This window comes from Klebsiella sp. 141153, from assembly GCF_032601995.1.
GTDB classification, from domain to species: domain Bacteria; phylum Pseudomonadota; class Gammaproteobacteria; order Enterobacterales; family Enterobacteriaceae; genus Klebsiella; species Klebsiella aerogenes.
Genome location: NZ_JAQIRJ010000003.1, coordinates 531,065 through 546,462 on the forward strand (window position 1 = coordinate 531,065; position 15,398 = coordinate 546,462).

Genomic DNA, 15,398 nt, shown 5'->3' on the forward strand with positions numbered 1-15,398 from the left:
TGTCTCTCCTGAAATTAATGCGTCATGCCGGCCTGCGGCGTAGCGTCAGTATGACTCTCAGCCGCCGCCTTATCATCGTCAGAATTCTGATTATCGCCGCCCTTGCTGTTATAGAGGAACTGGCCTATCAGATCTTCCAGTACCATCGCGGACTTGGTGTCCTGAATCGTACCGCCGTCTTTAAGAATAGCGGTGCCCAGTTCCGGATCTTCGAAACCGACGTTCAGCGCCAGGTACTGCTCCCCGAGCAGGCCGGAAGTACGAATCGCCAGCGAACTGGTATCCGGAATGTGGTTGTAGCTTTCGTCGATATCGATGGCAACACGCGGCAGATAGGTTTTCGGATCGAGGGTAATATCGGCAACGCGACCGACCACCACACCGCCGATACGCACCGGTGAACGCGCTTTCAGACCGCCGATGTTATCGAAGGTCGCATAAAGACGGTAAGTCGGTTCGGTACGCAACGAGGTCACGTTCGCCGCCTTCAGACAGACAAACAGCGCCGCCAGCAGCGCCGCCAGTAAGAACACACCTACCCAGATCTCATTTTTTTTCGTTTGCATGAACTTAATTCCCAAACATCAGCGCAGTCAGCACAAAATCCAGCCCCAGAACCGCCAGCGACGAATGCACCACGGTGCGCGTCGTTGCCCGGCTAATTCCAGCGGAAGTGGGGATAGCGTCATAACCATTGAATAACGCAATCCAGGTTACCGTAACGGCAAAAACCAGACTTTTAATCAGGCAGTTAACCAGATCCATTCGCCAGTCGACGGCATTTTGCATCGCGGTCCAGAAGAACCCTGCGTCGATGCCTTTCCAGCTTACGCCAACCAGCGAACCGCCCCAGACCCCCACGGCGACGAAAATGATCGTCAACAGCGGTAGCGAGATGACCCCGGCCCAGAAGCGCGGCGAAATCACCCGGCGCAGCGGATCCACCGCCATCATCTCCATGCTGGAGAGCTGCTCGGTCGCCCGCATCAGGCCAATCTCGGCGGTTAACGCCGAACCGGCTCGCCCGGCGAACAGCAGCGCGGCCACCACCGGCCCCAGTTCGCGCAGCAGCGACAGCGCCACCAGCATGCCCAGACTGGTCTCAGCGCTATAGGTCGTTAATACCAGATAACCCTGCAGCCCCAGTACCATTCCGATGAACAGCCCCGAGACGATAATAATCAGCATCGATAGCACGCCGACGTTATACAGCTGGCGTACCAGCAGCGGCGCATGCTTGCGAAATTCCGGCTTGCCCACCACGGCATTAAACAGCATTAATCCGGCGCGCCCGAAGGTCGCGGTGGTTTTGATGCCGCGGTGTCCGAGCGCTGCCAGCGCATTAAATAGCATGAGTCGTTTAGCTCCCTTTGCCTAATAAATCATGGTGGTAATCGCCCGCAGGATAACGGAACGGCACCGGGCCGTCAGCGATGCCATCAATGAACTGGCGCACGCGCGGATCGCTATTTTCACGCAGCGATTGCGCGCTGCCGTGGGCAACGATTTTCTTATCCGCCACGATGTAGGCGTAATCCGCAATGCTCAGCACTTCCGGTACGTCGTGCGATACCACAATGCAGGTCACTCCCAGGGTGCTATTCAGCTCTGAGATAAGTTTAACCAATACGCCCATGGTGATGGGATCTTGTCCGACGAAGGGTTCGTCAAACATGATCAGATCCGGCTCAAGGGCAATCGCCCGCGCCAGCGCCGCGCGCCGCGCCATTCCGCCGGAGAGTTCAGAAGGCATCAGTTTCGCCGCGCCGCGTAGCCCAACCGCCTCCAGCTTCATCATGACGGTGGTATGCAGCAGCGCATCCGGCAACTGGGTATGTTCGCGCAGCGGGTAAGCTACGTTATCAAACACGTTCATATCGGTGAATAGCGCGCCGGACTGAAACAGCATGCTCATACGTTTACGCACGGTATACAGCCGCGAGCGCGTCATTTGCGGCACGTTTTCGCCGTCAAACAGGATCTCGCCGCTGTCCGGCGGGATCTGGCCGCCGATCAAACGCAGCAGGGTCGTCTTGCCGATCCCCGATGGCCCCATAATGGCGGTAATCTTGCCGCGAGGCACCGATAGCGAGATATCATCGAAGATGACGCGGTCGCCCCGAGAGAAACGAATACCGCGAACCTCGACTAAATTCGCCAGAGTTTGGCTCATAAAATCATCCTTACTAAACCTTCGGGCTAAGCATGGCGCTTTCTTTCACCACAAACCCAACATTTTTACAGAATCTTACCTGCCCGGGTTAGCGAAAGCTGGCATTTGTTTTACTTTTGCCACACATAAAGTCAAAATTAAGAATTCGTTACGCTGCGTACGGACGGCCAGCGAGGCGACGATTATACCTGAAGAAAGGACTTTAGATGCTCTTAGCAACGGCTCTGTTAATAATTGGTTTACTGCTGGTCGTTTACAGCGCCGATCGTCTGGTATACGCCGCTTCAATACTGTGCCGCATGATGGGGATCCCGCCGCTCATCATCGGCATGACTGTCGTGAGCATCGGTACCAGCCTGCCGGAGATCATCGTTTCCGTCGCCGCTTCCCTGCACGGACAAACCGATTTGGCGATCGGCACGGCGTTGGGATCCAATATTACTAATATTCTATTAATTCTCGGTCTTGCCGCCCTGCTCCATCCATTTACCGTGCATTCTGATATCCTGCGCCGCGAATTGCCGTTAATGTTGCTGGTCAGTTTACTGGCGGGATTTGTACTTTACGATGGTCAACTGTCGCGTCTGGACGGGCTGTTTTTACTGGCGCTAGCCATACTGTGGCTGGTGTTTACCCTAAAGATAGCGCGCCTGGCGGAACGCCAGGGCAGCGATAGCCTGACCCGGGAACAGCTGGCGGAGCTGCCACGCGGCGGTTCTCTGCCCGTCGCCCTGCTGTGGCTCGGGGTGGCGATGATCGTCATGCCGATGGCCACCCGCATGGTGGTGGATAACGCCACGGTGCTGGCGAACTATTTCGCCATTAGCGAGCTGACGGTCGGCTTAACGGTTATTGCTATCGGCACCAGCCTGCCGGAACTGGCCACCGCTATCGCCGGCGCACGAAAAGGGGAAGACGATATCGCCATCGGGAATATTATTGGTGCGAATATCCTTAACCTCGTGCTGGTGCTCGGGCTGCCAGCGTTAATCGCCCCTGGCGCCTTCCCTGCCGAAGCTTTTACGCGCGACTACAGCGTAATGCTGCTGGTCAGCGCTATCTTCGCGCTGCTGTGCTGGCGGCGCAAACGGCAGCCGGGACGCGTAGCGGGCGCCTTGCTGGTCGGCGGCTTTATGGTTTGGTTGGCGCTACTGTTCTGTTCTGCGCCGTTCTTCATTGAATGAATTGGGATAACATCATGTCGCAAATAGATTTGCCAACGGATTTTGACTTTCAACAGGCAGGACGTCAGGTTCTGGAAATTGAACGTGAAGGTCTGGCCCAGCTCGATCAGTATATTAATGAAGATTTCACCCGCGCCTGTGAAACGATTTTCCGCTGCGGCGGTAAAGTCGTGGTGATGGGCATGGGTAAATCCGGTCATATCGGGCGCAAAATGGCGGCGACTTTCGCCAGTACCGGTACTTCGGCTTTTTTTGTCCATCCCGGTGAAGCGGCTCACGGCGATCTGGGGATGGTCACGCCGCAGGATGTGGTCATCGCGCTATCCAATTCCGGTGAATCTAATGAAATTCTTGCGTTGATTCCGGTGCTTAAACGCCAGCAGGTGCCGCTTATCTGCGTCACCAGCCGTCCGGACAGCAGCATGGCGCGCGCCGCCGATATTCATCTATGTGTGAAAGTGCCGAAAGAGGCCTGTCCGCTAGGACTGGCGCCGACCTCCAGCACCACCGCCGCGCTGGTGATGGGTGACGCCCTTGCCGTAGCGCTGCTCGAAGCCCGCGGCTTTACCGCCGAAGATTTCGCCTTGTCGCACCCCGGCGGCGCACTTGGTCGTAAGCTGCTGCTGCGGGTCAATGATATTATGCATACCGGCGATGAGATCCCTCACGTCGGCCTGCAGGCCACCCTGCGCGATGCGCTGCTGGAAATCACCCGTAAGAATTTAGGCATGACGGCCATCTGCGATGACGAGATGAATATCATCGGCATCTTCACCGATGGCGACCTGCGCCGCGTCTTCGATACCGGCGTCGATATGCGCAACGCCAGCATCGCTGAAGTCATGACCCCAGGCGGGATCCGCATTCGTCCGGGCATGCTGGCGGTAGATGCGCTCAACCTGATGCAGTCCCGCCATATCACCTGCGTGCTGGTTGCCGATGGCGACCGACTGCTAGGTGTGGTACATATGCACGATCTGCTGCGCGCTGGCGTAGTGTAAGTAAGGATAAAATAATGAATAATGCTGATGCCCAGGTCGACACCTGCTACGGGCCGGTAAGCCAGGAATTTATCGACCGGGCGGCGAAGATCCGTTTACTGATCCTCGACGTCGACGGCGTGCTTTCCGACGGCCTTATCTATATGGGCAACAACGGCGAAGAACTGAAAGCGTTTAACGTCCGCGATGGCTACGGGATCCGCTGCGCGCTGACTTCCGGTATTGAAGTCGCGATTATTACCGGGCGAAAAGCTAAACTGGTAGAAGACCGCTGCCAGACGCTGGGCATTACGCATCTGTATCAAGGTCAGTCCGATAAGCTATTGGCGTTTCGCGAATTATTAAGCAAACTGGCGGTTCGCCCCGATGAAGTCGCGTACATTGGCGACGATCTGATCGACTGGCCGGTAATGGCGGAGGTCGGTTTAAGCGTCGCCGTCGCCGATGCGCATCCGCTGCTGCTCCCGCGGGCGAACTATGTCACGCGAATTAACGGCGGACGCGGCGCGGTACGCGAAGTCTGCGATTTGTTACTATTGGCGCAGGGCAAGCTTGATGAGGCCAAAGGGCAATCAATATGAGTAAAACCAGACGTTGGGTTATCATCTTACTATCGCTGGTCGCGTTGATCCTGATCGGCCTGAACCTGGCGAGTACGGACGACACCGCGACCGTCGCGGTCAATCCTAACGATCCGACGTATAAAAGCGAGCATACCGATACCGTGGTGTACAGCCCGGAAGGCGCGCTGAGCTATCGTCTGATAGCCGAGCATGTCGAATACTTTTCCGAACAAGAAGTATCGTGGTTCACCAACCCGGTAATGACTACCTTTGATACCAACAAGGTTCCGGCCTGGTCAATCAGAGCGGATAAAGCCAAGTTAACCAACGACCGTATGCTGTATCTTTACGGCCACGTTGAGGTCGACGCGTTGAGCCCCGACTCTCAACTGCGCAAAATTACCACCGATAACGCGCAGGTGAACCTGGTGACCCAGGATGTAACCTCTGACGATATGGTGACGTTATACGGAACAACATTTAATTCCAGCGGCCTGAAAATGCGCGGGAACCTACGCAGCAAAAATGCCGAGCTGATTGAAAAGGTTAGAACCTCTTATGAAATTCAGAACAAACAAACTCAGCCTTAACATTGCGCTCGCAAGCGCGCTTCTGGCCGCCAGCCTGCCGGCTCTGGCAAAAACCGGCGATACCGATCAGCCGATTCACATCGAATCCGATCAGCAGTCGCTGGATATGCAGGGTAACGTCGTGACCTTCACCGGTAACGTGGTCGTTACCCAGGGGACCATTAAGATCAATGCCGACAAAGTCGTGGTTACCCGCCCTGGCGGTGAAAAAGGCAAAGAGGTGATCGACGGTTTCGGCAATCCGGCCACCTTCTATCAGATGCAGGACAACGGCAAACCGGTGAAAGGCCGCGCGTCGAAAATGCATTATGAACTGCAGAACGATTTCGTGGTGCTGACCGGTAACGCGCATCTGGAACAGCTGGATAGCAATATTCAGGGCGATAAAATCACCTATCTGGTGAAAGAGCAGAAAATGCAGGCCTTCAGCAACAAAGGCGGTCGCGTGACTACGGTACTGGTGCCTTCGCAGTTGCAGGACAAAAGCGGCGATCAGCAAAAGAAAGGTAAGTAATCCGTTATGGCAACATTAACTGCAAAAAACCTCGCCAAAGCCTACAAAGGCCGCCGCGTGGTGGAAGACGTCAGCCTGACCGTCAACTCCGGTGAAATCGTCGGTCTGCTGGGCCCGAACGGCGCCGGTAAGACCACCACCTTTTATATGGTGGTGGGCATTGTGCCGCGCGATGCCGGCAACATTATCATTGACGATGAAGATATCAGTCTGCTGCCGCTGCACGCGCGCGCGCGCCGCGGCATTGGTTATCTGCCGCAGGAAGCCTCTATCTTCCGCCGCCTGAGCGTCTACGATAACCTGATGGCGGTGCTGCAGATTCGCGACGATCTCAGCAGCGAGCAGCGTGAAGATCGCGCTAAAGAGCTGATGGAAGAATTCCACATCGAACACCTGCGCGATAGCCTGGGCCAGGCGCTCTCCGGCGGTGAACGCCGCCGCGTCGAAATCGCCCGCGCGCTGGCGGCGAACCCCAAATTCATCCTGCTGGATGAACCGTTCGCCGGGGTCGACCCCATCTCCGTTATCGATATTAAACGCATCATCGAACACCTGCGCGACAGCGGGCTTGGCGTACTCATTACTGACCATAACGTCAGGGAGACGCTGGCGGTCTGTGAACGAGCTTATATCGTAAGCCAGGGCCATCTCATCGCCCACGGCACCCCGCAGCAAATCCTTGAAGACGAGCAGGTTAAACGCGTGTACCTTGGGGAAGACTTCAGACTCTGATAGGGTAGAGGTTATAGACGTTTTAGCCGGAGATATTGACCCTGAACATGAAGCAAGGTTTGCAATTAAGGCTAAGCCAACAGCTTGCCATGACGCCCCAACTGCAGCAGGCCATCCGCTTGTTGCAGCTGTCTACGTTAGAACTCCAGCAAGAACTCCAGCAGGCGCTGGAGAGTAACCCATTGCTTGAGCAAACCGATCTTCACGAAGAGGTTGAAACCACAGAAGCCGAGGACCGCGAGTCCCTGGATACCGTCGACGCGCTCGAACAAAAAGAGATGCCGGATGAGCTCCCGCTGGACGCCAGCTGGGATGAAATCTATACCGCCGGCACGCCGTCGGGTAATGGCGTCGACTACCAGGACGATGAACTGCCGATCTATCAGGGTGAAACCACCCAGAGCCTGCAGGATTATCTGATGTGGCAGGTTGAGCTCACGCCTTTCACCGATACCGACCGCGCGATTGCCACCTCCATCGTCGATGCCGTTGACGATACCGGCTACCTTACTATTCCCATTCAGGACATTGTCGATAGTATCGAAGATGATGAAATTGGCATTGAGGAAGTGGAAGCGGTACTCAAACGCGTGCAGCGTTTCGATCCGGTCGGCGTCGCCGCCAGGGATCTCCGTGACTGCCTGCTGATCCAGCTTTCACAATTTGCCAAAGAGACGCCGTGGCTGGAAGAGGCGCGGTTGATCATCAGCGAGCATCTTGATCTCCTGGCCAACCACGATTTCCGCAGCCTGATGCGCGTCACTCGCTTGAAAGAAGACGTTCTGAAAGAGGCGGTTTGCCTGATCCAGTCGCTGGATCCGCGGCCGGGGCAGTCCATACAAACCAGCGAGCCGGAGTACGTGATCCCGGATGTGCTGGTGCGCAAGGTTAGCGGCCGCTGGGTTGTCGAGCTCAATTCCGATAGCATTCCGCGGCTGAAGATTAATCAGCAATACGCGGCGATGGGCAATAATGCGCGCAACGACGCCGACAGCCAATTTATCCGCAGCAACCTGCAGGAAGCCCGCTGGCTGATTAAGAGCCTTGAGAGCCGTAACGATACCCTGCTGCGCGTCAGCCGCTGCATCGTCGAACAGCAGCAGGCCTTCTTTGAGCAGGGCGAAGAATTTATGAAACCGATGGTGCTGGCGGATATCGCCCAGGCCGTCGAGATGCATGAATCAACAATTTCACGCGTTACCACGCAAAAATATCTGCACAGTCCACGCGGTATTTTTGAGTTGAAGTATTTCTTCTCCAGCCATGTGAATACCGAAGGCGGCGGCGAAGCCTCGTCTACCGCCATTCGCGCGCTGGTGAAGAAGTTAATCGCCGCGGAAAACCCCGCGAAGCCGTTGAGCGACAGCAAGCTCACCACCATGCTCTCCGATCAGGGTATTATGGTGGCACGGCGCACTGTTGCTAAGTACCGAGAGTCTTTATCCATTCCGCCGTCAAACCAGCGCAAACAACTGGTCTGACACAACCGATAAGGAAGACACTATGCAGCTCAACATTACAGGACACAACGTCGAGATCACTCCTGCTATGCGCGACTTCGTCACCACGAAGTTCAGCAAACTGGAGCAGTTTTTCGATAGGATCAACCAGGTCTATATTGTGTTAAAAGTAGAGAAGGTGACGCAAATCGCGGACGCCAATTTGCATGTCAACGGTGGCGAAATCCATGCCAGTGCGGAAGGGCAGGATATGTATGCCGCTATCGATGGTCTTATCGATAAGCTGGCAAGACAGTTAACAAAACATAAAGATAAACTGAAACAACACTAATTGTCCGGGCGATCGCCCTTATCCGCAGCCCGCGGATAAGGGCAGCTCAGGTGAAATTATGATGAACAACGATTCCGCTCTACAACTGAGCAATGTCCTTAACCAGGATTGTACCCGTAGCCAGGTTCACTGCCAGAGCAAGAAACGCGCGCTGGAAATCATCAGCGAACTGGCGGCGAAGCAGCTAGGTTTACCGCCGCAGGTGGTCTTTGAAGCGATCCTGACCCGTGAAAAAATGGGCAGTACCGGGATCGGCAACGGCATTGCGATCCCTCACGGCAAGCTTGAAGAGGATACCCTGCGCGCCGTTGGCGTCTTTGTGCAGCTGGAAACGCCGATCGCCTTCGATGCGATCGACAATCAGCCGGTCGATCTGCTGTTTGCGCTACTGGTGCCGGCCGATCAAACCAAAACCCACCTGCATACGCTCTCGCTGGTCGCCAAACGTCTGGCGGACAAAACCATCTGCCGTCGCCTGCGCGCTGCGGTGAGCGATGAAGAGTTGTATGAGATCATCACCGAAGCAGGAAGCAGCGATGACGCTTAACGTGAGTCGCGCCTTAACCTTTATCGTACTGAGGAGAAACGGTACATGGTACTGATGATCGTCAGCGGCCGCTCTGGCTCGGGGAAATCCGTCGCCCTGCGAGCGCTGGAAGATATGGGCTTCTACTGTGTGGATAACCTGCCGGTAGTGCTGTTGCCTGAGCTGGCGCGAACGCTGGCCGACCGCGATATCTCCGCGGCCGTCAGCATCGACGTGCGCAATATGCCGGAATCACCGGAAATCTTTGAACAAGCGATGCAGAACCTGCCGGAATCCTTCTCCCCGCAGCTGCTGTTCCTTGATGCCGACCGCAACACCCTGATCCGCCGCTACAGCGATACCCGCCGCTTGCATCCGCTCTCCAGCAAGAATTTGTCGCTCGAAAGCGCGATCGACGAAGAGAGCGATCTGCTCGAGCCGCTGCGCTCGCGCGCGGACCTGATCGTCGATACTTCCGAAATGTCGGTGCATGAACTGGCCGAGATGCTGCGTACCCGCCTGCTAGGTAAACGCGAACGTGAATTGACGATGGTCTTTGAATCATTCGGCTTCAAACACGGTATCCCTATCGATGCCGATTATGTTTTTGACGTCCGTTTCCTGCCGAACCCGCACTGGGATCCGAAGCTACGCCCCATGACCGGCCTCGATAAACCGGTTGCCGCCTTCCTCGATCGCCATACGGAAGTGCATAACTTTATTTATCAGACCCGAAGCTATCTGGAGCTTTGGTTGCCAATGCTGGAAACCAATAACCGCAGCTATCTGACGGTGGCCATTGGTTGTACCGGCGGTAAGCATCGCTCGGTCTATATTGCCGAACAGCTGGCTGACTACTTCCGCTCGCGCGGTAAGAACGTGCAGTCTCGTCACCGGACGCTGGAAAAACGTAAATCATGACCGTCAAGCAAACCGTTGAAATCACCAACAAGCTGGGCATGCACGCACGCCCGGCGATGAAGCTTTTCGAGCTGATGCAGAATTTCGATGCGGAAGTGTTGCTACGCAACGACGAAGGCACGGAGGCGGAAGCCAATAGCGTTATCGCCCTGCTGATGCTCGATTCCGCCAAAGGTCGTCAAATTGAGGTGGAGGCCAGCGGTCCGCAGGAAGTCGAAGCGCTGGCGGCGGTGATCGCGCTATTCAACGCCGGGTTTGATGAAGACTAAGCATCTCCCGGCGGGATTGCGGTTAATGCAGCTTATTGGCCTGCATAAAGCCTTCGCCGCCTAACTGACGCATCTGGCGCAGGATCCATGCCTGTCGGCTGCGAACATAACCTGATGGCGCATCGGCGCGAAAACGAATCGGATTCGGTAAGACCGCCGCCAGCAGCGCGGCCTCTGCAAGGGTTAAACGGCTGGCCGGCTTATGAAAATAGCGCTGAGCCGCCGCTTCAACACCGAAAATACCGTCGCCAAACTCGGCGATATTCAGATACACGGTGAGAATGCGTTTCTTGCTCCAGACCGTTTCGATACCGACGGTCAGGCCCACTTCCAGCCCCTTGCGTAGCCAGCTACGGCCATCCCATAAAAACAGGTTTTTCGCCGTCTGCTGAGAGAGCGTCGACGCGCCGCGAATTCGATTTTCATTGCGTTCGTTGTGCGCCAGCGCTTTTTCGATTGCCGGCACGTCAAAACCCCAGTGGTCGGGGAATTTCTGATCTTCAGCGGCAATCACCGCCAGCCCCATCCAGGGGGAAATCTCGTCCATACCAACCCAATCAGAATGGGCGACATAATGAAAATCACCGGAGAACCAGGCGCTAACCTGGCGCTCCAGCATCACCGCTGAGAACGGCACCGGCAGGACGCTGAATACGGCGATACCGCCGCCCCAGAAAACCACGCAGATAAGCGCCAGGCGTAACAGCAGGCGCTTGATCATCGCCAGCGGCGCAACACGCTTACTCATTCAGCGAGAACCAGTACGCGATCGACCAGTTTCTCAATACCGCTGGCGGCCTCGGCAATATTCTGCGCCAGCATATAAGCAGGCGTAGTCACCACTTTGTTGTCTTCATCGACCACAATGTCGTCAACCGGGCACGGCACGTGCTCCGCGCCCATCTCTTCCAGCACCTCGGCAGTATCCGGATCGGTACCGATGGTTATCCGCAGCGGTGTCGGGAAAATCTTCGGCAACAGCGCCGGCGCGATACACATAAAGCCCAGCGGCTTACCCGCCTCGTGCATCGCCAGCGTTAACGCCTGCAGATCGCGGTCAACGACGCAGTCACTCCCCTGGGCGGCGAAATTACTCAGGTTTTTCGCCGCGCCAAAGCCGCCTGGCACAATCAGCGCATCCAGATCGTCCACACGGGCGCTGGCCAAAGGCTGAATAGCGCCGCGCGCAAGACGCGCCGCTTCAATCAGCACGTTGCGGCTTTCCGCCATCGTTTCGCCGGTCAGATGATTGATCACGTCGGTTTGCGCCTTATCCGGCGCAAAGCAGACGGCCTGCGCGCCGCGACGCGCAATGGCCAACAGGGTAATGACCGCTTCATGGATTTCTGCGCCGTCGTAAACGCCACAGCCGCTTAGTACCACGCCAATCTTCTTCATCTTGCTAACCCCTTAGCGCAACTCTATGAAACAAGTAAATAATTTTGATTTACTCGCTATGCTTCACATATTTTACCGATTCACGTAACAAATTATTTATGGTTTGCTATCTTAATGAACGAGCAAGCCAAATCCTCAGGTTGCGCCGTGTAAAAAAATCACTCGAACAATCCTGGCTCAACAACCAGTTCCCTGGTGTTGGCGCAGTATTCGCGCACCCCGGTTTATCCGGGGTCATTTTTTATCCGCCGCCGCAATCCAGGCCTTCAGTATCGCAACATCGTTTTGCCACTCGGATTTCATCTCTTCCACCCACTCGCCGACGTTGTCTTCCCACGCGGGTAAATCTGGCGTTTGGATCTGCTGTCCCAACTGCTGGATATGGCGCAGGCCTATCGAACCCGCCGCGCCCTTAATTTTATGGCCCTCATCGACGATACCTTTCTGGTCGCGCGCGGTGAGATTCGATTCCAGCACGGACATGTAGCCTGGCATCATCTTCTCAAACACCGCCAGCCCGTCGGTAATCAGCTTCGGTCCCACCAGCTCGATATATTGCTCCAGCATATCGGTGTCCAGTACCGATGCCGATTTCGCGACATCCACCGCAGGCGGCTCATGGCCTTCGTCTTCCGGCGCATCCCAGAATTTCTTGATGATCGCGGTTAACGCCGGTACCGACAGCGGCTTACTCAATACATCATCCATGCCGGCATCAAGGTACTCTTTTTTGTCCTTCAGCACGTTAGCGGTCAGCGCCACCAGCGGCGGCAGCTCATCGGCGGCATAGCGCTGTTTTAGCTGCCGCGAGATGTCGAGACCGGTCATGTCCGGTAGCTGAATATCCAGCAACACCAGGTCATATTCGCCGGGTTCGAACATCTCCAGCGCGGCTTTACCGGTCATCGCCACGTCCACGCTGTTGCCCAGTTTTTCCAGCACCGAGCGGGCGACAATCACGTTCAGTTCGATATCTTCCACCAGCAGCACATTCAGCGCCGGCAGCGGCATATCGTCTTCGGCCAGCGTATCTTCGACTTCATCAGCCACCGCCTGCGCGTGTACGGTCAGGGTAAACGTCGCCCCCTGCCCCGGCTGGCTGGTCACGCTGATATCGCCGCCCATATTGCGCGCCAGACGGCGCGACACCGCCAGACCAATGCCGGTACCGGTTGCCGGTTTACCGCCATGGCTGTCTTTCACCTGATAATACATGGCGAAAATTTTGTCCTGCTCCGCCTGCGGGATACCGATACCGGAGTCCTCGACTTCGAAGTGCAGAATATCGCCTTCATCATAGCGGACGCGCACGGTGACATTGCCCTGCTGGGTAAACTTCACCGCATTGCTGATCAGGTTCCACAGGATCTGCCGCAGGCGCGTACCATCGGTTACCACCTTGTGCGGCAGCGGCTGGGTTGGCTCCATCACAAAGCGCAACCCTTTCTGCTGCGCCTGCAGGCCCGAGAGGTTCTCCAGATCGGCAAGGAAGCTGGTGAAATCCACCTCCTGATTATCGAGCTGCACTTTGCGCCGCTCCATTTTATCCATGTCGATAATATCGTTGAAGATATTCCCCAGCGTCACCGCTGAAACATGGATAGTTTTCAGATATTTTTCCTGCTCGTTGGTCAATTCAGTATCCAGCAGGATGCGGCTGAGCCCAACGATGCCGTTGAGCGGCGTGCGCAGCTCGTGGCTGATGGTTGAGATAAAGGTGGTCTTGTCCCGGCTGGCGCGCTCCAGCGCGTCCTGATAGCGCTTACGCTCGGTAATATCGCGGCCAAAGCCCATCAGGCCACGGCGCTTGCCCACGCGGTCATAGTAGGGGACCTTGCGGATCTCAAAGCAGGCTTTACGCCCATCGGGATAATCGAGCCATTGTTCGTAGGTCAGCGAGACATTATGGCGGAAGACTTTCTCATCGGTCTCCAGCACTTTCACCGCGGCTTCTTCGCTATAGACATCCTGCGGCTTGAGGTGAATCAGCTGCTTTTCGCTTTTTCCGGTCAACAGTTCCATCGCCCGGTTACAGCCGGAGAACTCTTTATCTTCGTTACGATAGAAAACCAGATCCGGTGAGGCATCAAGGAAAGAGCGCAGGAAGGAGGACTGTTGTTCCAGCTGAATTTGCGTCTCTTCACGCTCTTTCATCTCTATTTTCAACTGTTCCAGCGTGGTCTCGCGTTCCGCTTCCGCTTTCTCACGCTCGCCAATTTCCTGGTTCAACTGGGCGATATTGTCCTTGAGCTGCACGTTAAGCTTAAGGTCGCGCTCGCGCATCTCTTCCAGCTTTTCCACCAACCGCGAGAGCCGCTGCCGCGACTCTTCCAGCTGTTCGACTACCACCGACAGAAAATAGACCGCCCAGGGGGTAATCAGCAGCCCGAAGAAGATAGAACGGATGACATCAATACTCTCCACCTGCCCATGCAGCACCATCGTGACGGCCATCTGTACCACAATAGCCAGCACCACCAGCGCCAGAGCTAACAGCATTGAAAAGCGCACCAGACCTAACTTCATCATCAGATCGACATAGTACTGCGCCAGCATACGAATTTGCTTCATGAGGGATTCCTTATCGCCAACTCCGCACAATAATACCCAATTCTGAACATTACGCTGTAAGTTGTGCAAAAAATGCGGCGGTAATCAGCCGTTAAGGAAGTGGAGCATCAGGCGGGCAGGATCCACGGAGTCCCCAATGCCGACCCCTGAACGCCATGGGCATTAAGGTATTTGTCCAGCTCGACCATGCCGGTCCAGCGGTTTTCGCACCACAGCGGCGCCAGCAGCGTTGGGCGACGGGCGCTGGCCGAGATACGGTGATAAATCACCTCCGGCGGGGTATGGCGAATCATCTCACCGGCGGTGACCGTATAGTCATCCAGCGCAATACCGTTCAGGCGACCCGCCTGCCAGGCTTTCGCCATGATGCTGCCGGTCACGATGTGCAGCGGGTGCAGCTTGATGCCATCGACGCCGGTGTCGACCACCCGTTGCAGGGTTTGCAGGCACTGTTGCTGCGTTTCGCCCGGTAGGCCGACGATAAGATGCGCACAGACCTTTAATCCGCGCTCGCGCGCCAGTCGGGTGGTGCGCTGGTAGCAGGCAAAGTCATGGCCGCGATTGATACGATGCAGCGTTTTATCATGCGCGGTCTGCAGCCCCAGCTCCAGCCAGATTTCATAGCCCTGCTCCCGATATTCGCTGAGCAGATCCAGCACCGCATCGGGAACGCAGTCGGGGCGAGTGCCGACGCACAGCCCCACGATATTCGCCTGACTCACCGCCTGCTGATACATCGAACGCAGGAGCTGAACTTCGGCAAAGGTGCTGGTGTAGGCCTGGAAATAAGCAAGATAGCGTTTCGCGCGGTTGACCAGCTGCGCCTGGTGCGCCAGCTGATCGGCAATTGAGCGGTACTGCTGGGCCTCGTCGGCGAAGGAGGCGACATTACAAAATGTGCAGCCGCCGCGGCCAATTGTGCCATCACGATTCGGGCAGCTAAATCCACCATGCAGCGTCAGTTTATGTACCTTTTCACCGTAGCGGCGCGTAAGATCCCCACCAAACATGTTGACTAATTTTTGTAACTGCATAATCTGATAGACCGGCCTCAAGAAAGGGGCCAAGCCTGCCATTTTTAGCCTCCGACGGCGATGACCTGGATCAATCGTCAGCGCGGCCGCTTAGCTCATTGCATATTCAATCAAAATAAACGCTGTTTCAT

At 56.0% G+C, this 15,398-nt stretch carries 18 protein-coding genes; 11 read left to right on the forward strand and 7 right to left on the reverse strand.

Annotated elements, in window-relative coordinates:
- Positions 1-14: 14 nt before the first annotated feature.
- From mlaD to mlaF, 3 genes are read right to left on the reverse strand one after another with little or no spacing between them, the layout of a single operon-like run.
- Positions 15-566 (reverse strand): outer membrane lipid asymmetry maintenance protein MlaD, encoded by a 552-nt coding sequence (mlaD, locus tag PGS10_RS08395; RefSeq protein WP_316422716.1) that lies wholly within the window; start codon positions 564-566, stop codon positions 15-17.
- 4 nt (positions 567-570) lie between these two features.
- Positions 571-1,353, reverse strand: coding sequence for a lipid asymmetry maintenance ABC transporter permease subunit MlaE (gene mlaE / locus PGS10_RS08400; RefSeq protein ID WP_015369500.1), 783 nt, complete (start codon positions 1,351-1,353; stop codon positions 571-573).
- Positions 1,354-1,360: 7 nt separating this feature from the next.
- The gene (gene mlaF, locus PGS10_RS08405) at positions 1,361-2,173 is read right to left on the reverse strand and encodes a phospholipid ABC transporter ATP-binding protein MlaF (protein ID WP_015369499.1); all 813 of its coding nucleotides are present in this window, start codon (positions 2,171-2,173) and stop codon (positions 1,361-1,363) included.
- Between the two features lie 206 nt (positions 2,174-2,379).
- Between mlaF and PGS10_RS08410 the strand changes: the two genes are divergently transcribed.
- The 11 genes from PGS10_RS08410 to npr are packed head-to-tail and all read left to right on the forward strand — an operon-like array spanning position 2,380 to position 10,264.
- On the forward strand, positions 2,380-3,357 hold the full coding sequence (locus PGS10_RS08410; protein WP_047044703.1) for a calcium/sodium antiporter: 978 nt from the start codon (positions 2,380-2,382) through the stop codon (positions 3,355-3,357).
- A gap of 14 nt (positions 3,358-3,371) precedes the next feature.
- On the forward strand, positions 3,372-4,358 hold the full coding sequence (kdsD, locus tag PGS10_RS08415; protein WP_015369497.1) for an arabinose-5-phosphate isomerase KdsD: 987 nt from the start codon (positions 3,372-3,374) through the stop codon (positions 4,356-4,358).
- Between the two features lie 14 nt (positions 4,359-4,372).
- Positions 4,373-4,939 (forward strand): 3-deoxy-manno-octulosonate-8-phosphatase KdsC, encoded by a 567-nt coding sequence (gene kdsC, locus PGS10_RS08420; protein WP_015369496.1) that lies wholly within the window; start codon positions 4,373-4,375, stop codon positions 4,937-4,939.
- A complete protein-coding gene (gene lptC, locus PGS10_RS08425; RefSeq protein ID WP_047044700.1) occupies positions 4,936-5,511 on the forward strand; it encodes an LPS export ABC transporter periplasmic protein LptC in 576 nt (191 codons plus the stop codon). The genes kdsC and lptC overlap by 4 nt, the downstream gene beginning before the upstream one ends.
- Positions 5,480-6,025, forward strand: coding sequence for a lipopolysaccharide ABC transporter substrate-binding protein LptA (gene lptA / locus PGS10_RS08430; protein ID WP_015369494.1), 546 nt, complete (start codon positions 5,480-5,482; stop codon positions 6,023-6,025). The genes lptC and lptA overlap by 32 nt, the downstream gene beginning before the upstream one ends.
- Before the next feature lie 6 nt (positions 6,026-6,031).
- The gene (gene lptB / locus PGS10_RS08435; RefSeq protein WP_004206203.1) at positions 6,032-6,757 is read left to right on the forward strand and encodes an LPS export ABC transporter ATP-binding protein; all 726 of its coding nucleotides are present in this window, start codon (positions 6,032-6,034) and stop codon (positions 6,755-6,757) included.
- A 47-nt stretch (positions 6,758-6,804) separates the two neighbouring features.
- Positions 6,805-8,238, forward strand: a complete 1,434-nt coding sequence (rpoN, locus tag PGS10_RS08440; RefSeq protein WP_047044697.1) for an RNA polymerase factor sigma-54 — start codon at positions 6,805-6,807, stop codon at positions 8,236-8,238.
- Positions 8,239-8,260: 22 nt separating this feature from the next.
- Positions 8,261-8,548, forward strand: coding sequence for a ribosome hibernation promoting factor (hpf, locus tag PGS10_RS08445; RefSeq protein WP_004125711.1), 288 nt, complete (start codon positions 8,261-8,263; stop codon positions 8,546-8,548).
- 58 nt (positions 8,549-8,606) lie between these two features.
- The gene (gene ptsN, locus PGS10_RS08450; protein ID WP_015369492.1) at positions 8,607-9,095 is read left to right on the forward strand and encodes a PTS IIA-like nitrogen regulatory protein PtsN; all 489 of its coding nucleotides are present in this window, start codon (positions 8,607-8,609) and stop codon (positions 9,093-9,095) included.
- A 45-nt stretch (positions 9,096-9,140) separates the two neighbouring features.
- A complete protein-coding gene (gene rapZ, locus PGS10_RS08455) occupies positions 9,141-9,995 on the forward strand; it encodes an RNase adapter RapZ (RefSeq protein ID WP_015369491.1) in 855 nt (284 codons plus the stop codon).
- Positions 9,992-10,264: a PTS phosphocarrier protein NPr gene (gene npr / locus PGS10_RS08460; protein ID WP_002918431.1), complete on the forward strand. Its 273-nt coding sequence runs from the start codon at positions 9,992-9,994 to the stop codon at positions 10,262-10,264. Before rapZ ends, npr begins: the two co-directional genes overlap by 4 nt.
- A gap of 22 nt (positions 10,265-10,286) precedes the next feature.
- Here the strand turns inward: npr and mtgA are convergent, their stop codons facing one another.
- The 4 genes from mtgA to PGS10_RS08480 form a co-directional block, all read right to left on the reverse strand.
- Positions 10,287-11,012 carry a monofunctional biosynthetic peptidoglycan transglycosylase gene (mtgA, locus tag PGS10_RS08465; protein ID WP_316422718.1) on the reverse strand — a complete coding sequence of 242 codons (726 nt, stop codon included), beginning with the start codon at positions 11,010-11,012 and terminating at the stop codon, positions 10,287-10,289.
- Positions 11,009-11,662 (reverse strand): isoprenoid biosynthesis glyoxalase ElbB, encoded by a 654-nt coding sequence (gene elbB, locus PGS10_RS08470; RefSeq protein WP_045394975.1) that lies wholly within the window; start codon positions 11,660-11,662, stop codon positions 11,009-11,011. The genes mtgA and elbB overlap by 4 nt, the downstream gene beginning before the upstream one ends.
- Positions 11,663-11,896: 234 nt before the next feature.
- Positions 11,897-14,233, reverse strand: a complete 2,337-nt coding sequence (gene arcB / locus PGS10_RS08475; RefSeq protein WP_316422719.1) for an aerobic respiration two-component sensor histidine kinase ArcB — start codon at positions 14,231-14,233, stop codon at positions 11,897-11,899.
- Between the two features lie 107 nt (positions 14,234-14,340).
- The gene (locus PGS10_RS08480) at positions 14,341-15,267 is read right to left on the reverse strand and encodes a TIGR01212 family radical SAM protein (RefSeq protein ID WP_045394979.1); all 927 of its coding nucleotides are present in this window, start codon (positions 15,265-15,267) and stop codon (positions 14,341-14,343) included.
- Positions 15,268-15,398 lie beyond the last annotated feature (131 nt).

What these genes read in the sequence shown, in the direction of transcription:
- kdsD (WP_015369497.1), top strand. Translation starts at nt 3,372, where the DNA reads ATGTCGCAAATAGATTTGCCAACGGATTTTGACTTTCAACAGGCAGGA.
- arcB (WP_316422719.1), bottom strand. Translation starts at nt 14,233, where the DNA reads ATGAAGCAAATTCGTATGCTGGCGCAGTACTATGTCGATCTGATGATG.
- lptC (WP_047044700.1), top strand. Translation starts at nt 4,936, where the DNA reads ATGAGTAAAACCAGACGTTGGGTTATCATCTTACTATCGCTGGTCGCG.
- PGS10_RS08480 (WP_045394979.1), bottom strand. Translation starts at nt 15,267, where the DNA reads ATGCAGTTACAAAAATTAGTCAACATGTTTGGTGGGGATCTTACGCGC.
- mlaF (WP_015369499.1), bottom strand. Translation starts at nt 2,173, where the DNA reads ATGAGCCAAACTCTGGCGAATTTAGTCGAGGTTCGCGGTATTCGTTTC.
- lptB (WP_004206203.1), top strand. Translation starts at nt 6,032, where the DNA reads ATGGCAACATTAACTGCAAAAAACCTCGCCAAAGCCTACAAAGGCCGC.
- ptsN (WP_015369492.1), top strand. Translation starts at nt 8,607, where the DNA reads ATGATGAACAACGATTCCGCTCTACAACTGAGCAATGTCCTTAACCAG.
- elbB (WP_045394975.1), bottom strand. Translation starts at nt 11,662, where the DNA reads ATGAAGAAGATTGGCGTGGTACTAAGCGGCTGTGGCGTTTACGACGGC.
- rapZ (WP_015369491.1), top strand. Translation starts at nt 9,141, where the DNA reads ATGGTACTGATGATCGTCAGCGGCCGCTCTGGCTCGGGGAAATCCGTC.
- mlaD (WP_316422716.1), bottom strand. Translation starts at nt 566, where the DNA reads ATGCAAACGAAAAAAAATGAGATCTGGGTAGGTGTGTTCTTACTGGCG.
- kdsC (WP_015369496.1), top strand. Translation starts at nt 4,373, where the DNA reads ATGAATAATGCTGATGCCCAGGTCGACACCTGCTACGGGCCGGTAAGC.
- rpoN (WP_047044697.1), top strand. Translation starts at nt 6,805, where the DNA reads ATGAAGCAAGGTTTGCAATTAAGGCTAAGCCAACAGCTTGCCATGACG.
- lptA (WP_015369494.1), top strand. Translation starts at nt 5,480, where the DNA reads ATGAAATTCAGAACAAACAAACTCAGCCTTAACATTGCGCTCGCAAGC.
- hpf (WP_004125711.1), top strand. Translation starts at nt 8,261, where the DNA reads ATGCAGCTCAACATTACAGGACACAACGTCGAGATCACTCCTGCTATG.
- npr (WP_002918431.1), top strand. Translation starts at nt 9,992, where the DNA reads ATGACCGTCAAGCAAACCGTTGAAATCACCAACAAGCTGGGCATGCAC.
- mlaE (WP_015369500.1), bottom strand. Translation starts at nt 1,353, where the DNA reads ATGCTATTTAATGCGCTGGCAGCGCTCGGACACCGCGGCATCAAAACC.
- PGS10_RS08410 (WP_047044703.1), top strand. Translation starts at nt 2,380, where the DNA reads ATGCTCTTAGCAACGGCTCTGTTAATAATTGGTTTACTGCTGGTCGTT.
- mtgA (WP_316422718.1), bottom strand. Translation starts at nt 11,012, where the DNA reads ATGAGTAAGCGTGTTGCGCCGCTGGCGATGATCAAGCGCCTGCTGTTA.